General features: G+C 68.2%; 4 protein-coding genes. All 4 read right to left on the bottom strand.

The features are described 5' to 3' along the window. Window positions 1-140 precede the first annotated feature (140 nt). The 4 genes from modC to B0684_RS13590 all read right to left on the bottom strand — a co-directional run bounded on the left by modC (window position 141) and on the right by B0684_RS13590 (window position 3,384). Window positions 141-1,247 (bottom strand): molybdenum ABC transporter ATP-binding protein, encoded by a 1,107-nt coding sequence (gene modC / locus B0684_RS13605; RefSeq protein WP_018176421.1) that lies wholly within the window; start codon window positions 1,245-1,247, stop codon window positions 141-143. Continuing rightward, a complete protein-coding gene (gene modB, locus B0684_RS13600; RefSeq protein ID WP_018176420.1) occupies window positions 1,244-1,936 on the bottom strand; it encodes a molybdate ABC transporter permease subunit in 693 nt (230 codons plus the stop codon). Before modB ends, modC begins: the two co-directional genes overlap by 4 nt. A gap of 6 nt (window positions 1,937-1,942) precedes the next feature. Beyond that, on the bottom strand, window positions 1,943-2,743 hold the full coding sequence (gene modA, locus B0684_RS13595) for a molybdate ABC transporter substrate-binding protein (protein ID WP_026304792.1): 801 nt from the start codon (window positions 2,741-2,743) through the stop codon (window positions 1,943-1,945). Window positions 2,744-2,997: 254 nt separating this feature from the next. Next, the gene (locus B0684_RS13590; protein ID WP_018176418.1) at window positions 2,998-3,384 is read right to left on the bottom strand and encodes a winged helix-turn-helix domain-containing protein; all 387 of its coding nucleotides are present in this window, start codon (window positions 3,382-3,384) and stop codon (window positions 2,998-3,000) included. Between the last annotated feature and the right edge of the window lie 300 nt (window positions 3,385-3,684).

The raw sequence follows: 3,684 nt of genomic DNA, 5'->3' as shown, positions 1-3,684 counted from the left end.
ACGGAAATTAGACCAGCTCATACGTGGTGGGTTGGGTGGTGGCCATTTTGCATGGTCGTCAGCCGGATTCTGGCACGGGCAATATGGTTTGGCGAACGCTTCGAAGGTGTAGTGCCGGTTGGCGCCCGCGTGAAGGCCGCTCAGTCGAGGAAGGCGACGGATTTGACGAGGGCGTGGGCGCGGGTACCGGGCTGGAGGCCGAGGCGTTCGGTGGAGAGGCGGGTGAGTTCGGCCATCAGGGTCTGGCCGTCGTCCTGGCGGCAGGTGGCGAGGATGCGGGCGGGGCCGTGGTGGCCGGGGGCCTCGTCCAGGGCTTCGATGGTGACGGGGATGATGTTGAGGATGGAGACGTCCTGGGGTGGGGTCAGGGCGATGGAGACGTCGCGGGCGTCGATGCGCAGGCGGGCCTCGCTGCCGGCGCCGTTGGTGGAGCCGGGCGTGGCCGGAACGCGATAGCGTGCGTCCGGGGAGCCGAAGGGGTGCAGGCCGTGTTCGTCTGGCGGACCCAGCTCGCCCTGCAGGACAGATACGGCGCCCTCGTCGCGGAACAGGGGGGAATCGGGGCGGGCGAGGGCCTCGCGCAGGGGTTCCAGGCGTTCGAGTTGGCCGTCGTGCATGAAGGTGACGCGGTGGGCGAGGCGTTCGACCTCGTCCGGGGCGTGGGTGACCAGCAGGGTGGGGATGCCGGTCCTGTCGGACAGGCGGGCGAGGAAGGGCATGATCTCGCGCTTGGTCTGGGTGTCCAGCGCATTCAACGGTTCGTCGAGCAGCAGCAGGTCGGGGCTGATGAGCAAGGCGCGGCCCAGCGCCACGCGCTGGCGCTGGCCTCCGGAGAGCTGGTCGGCGCGGCGCTCCAGCAGCTCGGTGATGCCGAGGAGGTCGGCGACCTCGTCCAGGTGCAGGCGGCGCAGGGGCTCCGGGGTGCGTTTGTAGCCGTAGAGCAGGTTGCCGCGCACGGAGAGGTGCGGGAGGAGGGTGGACTCCTGGAACACCAGTCCGACGCGGCGGCGGTGCAGCGGGACGAAGGTCTTGCCGGATTGCCAGATGGTGTCGCCGAAGTGCACCTCGGCGCCGGGCGGATGCTCCAGGCCGGCGATGATGCGCAGGAGGGTGGTCTTGCCGCAGCCGGAGCGGCCGAACAGGGCGGTCACGCCCTCCAGCGGGAAGGCCGTGTCCACGTCCAGCGTGAAGCCGGGGCGTTCCAGCCGGGCCTGGATGCGCAGTGTTTCGCTCGTGGGTCGGGTCACAGGCGCACCGTGTCGAAGCGACGGTTGATCGCGTAGACCACGAACAGCACCACGAAGGCGAAGATGAGCAGCCCGAGCGACAGGCGATGCGCGGAGGCGAAGTCCATCGCCTCGGCGTGGTCGTAGATCAGGATGGACAGCACCTGGGTCTCGCCGGGGATGGCGCCGCCCAGCATCAGGATTACGCCGAACTCGCCGAGGGTGTGGGCGAAGGCGAGCGTGGCGGCGACGATGAAGCCGCCGCGCGACATCGGCAGGACCACGGTAAAGAAGCGGTCCATGCGCCCCGCGCCCAGCGAGCCGGCGATCTCGGTGGGGCGGCGGCCGAGGTTGGCGAAGGCCTGCTGCAGGGGCTGCACGGCGAACGGCAGGGAGTAGATCACTGAGGCGATCAGGATGCCCTGGAAGGTGAACGCCAGGTGGTTCAGGCCCAGGTTCTCCAGCGTGCTGCCGACCGGGCCGGCCGGGCCCAGCAGGACCAGCAGATAGAAGCCAAGCACGGTGGGCGGCAGGACCAGCGGCAGGGCGACCAGTGCCTGGATCGTCGTGCGCAGGCCGCCGGGGGCGCGGCCGTTGGCCAGCCACCAGGCGATGGGGGTGGCGATCACCAGCAGGATCAGCGTGGTGTACAGCGCAAGCTTGAGGGTGACCTCGATCGCCATCCAGTCCGTGGGGCTGAGCTCGAACATGGCCGGTTACGGGGCTGCCGCGGCCGTGTTGGCGGGCCCGTCTTCGGGGAGGGCCTCGCCGGGCATCACGAAGCCGTAGCGGCGCATGATGTCGCGGGCGGTGTCGCCGTTCATGTACTCGGCGAAGCGGTGGGCCGTGTCGTTGTGTTCACCGCGTCGGGTGATGATGAAGCCCTGGGTGAGGGGTTCGTGCAGGGCGTCGTCGATCAGATGGTAGTTGTGTTCGGCGAGGTCCGGGAACTCGGCCAGCGACAGGGCGATGATGCCGATCTCGGCGCCGCCCGCCTGAATCATGCGCGCGGTCTGGGCGATGTTGTCACCGTTGACGATCTTCGGTTGCAGGTCGTCCCAGATGCCGACGGATTTCAGCGCCTCCATTGCCCGCACGCCGTAGGGGGCGTGGGTGGGGGAGGCGATGGCGACGCGGCGGATGTCGTCGCGTAGCAGGTCTTCCAGTGTCATTTCCGAGGCATCCATGCGGTTGCTCCACAGCACGATGCGGCCGATGGCGTAGACCTCCGGCTCGGTCACCGCGTGGCCCTCGGCGCGCAGCTTCTGTGGGTAGGCGATATCGGCGGAGAAAAACACGTCGTAGGGGGCGCCGTTCATGATCTGCGTGGTCATGCGGCCGGAGGAGCCGTAGGTCACGCGTACGGCATCGTCCGGGTGGGCCTCGCGGTAGGCGTCCAGGATCTCGTCCAGGGCGAAGCGCAGGTCGGAGGCGGCCGCGATGGTCAGCGGGCCGTTGGCGGTGGTCAGGCCGGGTAGCAGGAGCAGCAGGGTCAGGAGGAGGGCGCGCAGGTGCATGGTGTAGGTTGTTCCCTGTGGCTGGGTCTTGGTGGACTCGGGTGGTTCCATTGGCGATTACTCGCTGCGCTCGCCCTTCGGGCCGGCTTTTGGCCGTTCAACGCAGCTTCGCTGCTTTTGTGCTTCGTCGCGTTGCTCCTCGCAGCGACGCGGCTCTTGTCTGGGTGGATATGCGTTTCGTTATATTTCAGTTTGCATATCGGTAGGCGCAATGATGCGGGGGCCAGGGAGACCCGTCAAGGCTGGGGTCGGGGTTACGGCTTGGGGTCGTCGGCGAGGAAGTCGGCGAAGGCGTGCAGCTCGTCGCGCAGGGCCTCGCAGGCTTGGCGTTCCATGTCGCGGTAGCGTGCCAGTACGGTCTCGCCGAAGGCGGTGACCTGGGCCCCGCCGCCGCCGGAGCCGCCCTTGGCGGTGGCCACCATGGGCTCGCGGAAGCTCTGGTTCATGGTCTCGACGAGGTCCCAGGCGCGGCGGTACGACATGCCGACGCTGCGCGCGGCCGCGGAGATCGAGCCCTTGTCGCGGATGGCCTCTAGCAGCATGGCCTTGCCCGGGCCCATGGCCGTGACCTCGCCCAGCAGCACGCGCAGGCGCGGGGCCTGGGGGTGGTCCTTTGGAGTGCCGGAGTGGTGGGTGCTCATGCGTTGTGGGGCCTGGGGTTTGCCGGTGATGGTGCCTGGGAGGGGTTGTGAGTGCGAATGATAACCCCCGCCCCGTCATTGCGAGGAGCCGAAGGCGACGCGGCAATCTCCGTCCGTAACCACCGGAATCTGATCAGTCGCGCAGTGCCAGCATCAGGAGATTACTCGCTGCGCTCGTCCTTCGGGCCGGCCTTTGGCCGTTCAACGCAGCTTCGCTGCTTTTGTGCTTCGTCGTTGCACTCCTCGCAATGACGGGGCGGGGGTTATCATTCGCACTCACAACCCCTCCCAGGCACCATC

Source organism: Thioalkalivibrio versutus (assembly GCF_001999325.1).
GTDB classification, from domain to species: Bacteria; Pseudomonadota; Gammaproteobacteria; order Ectothiorhodospirales; family Ectothiorhodospiraceae; genus Thioalkalivibrio; species Thioalkalivibrio versutus.
The sequence above is the reverse complement of the archived record's forward strand: the minus strand, read 5'-3'. Positions and strand labels throughout refer to the sequence as shown.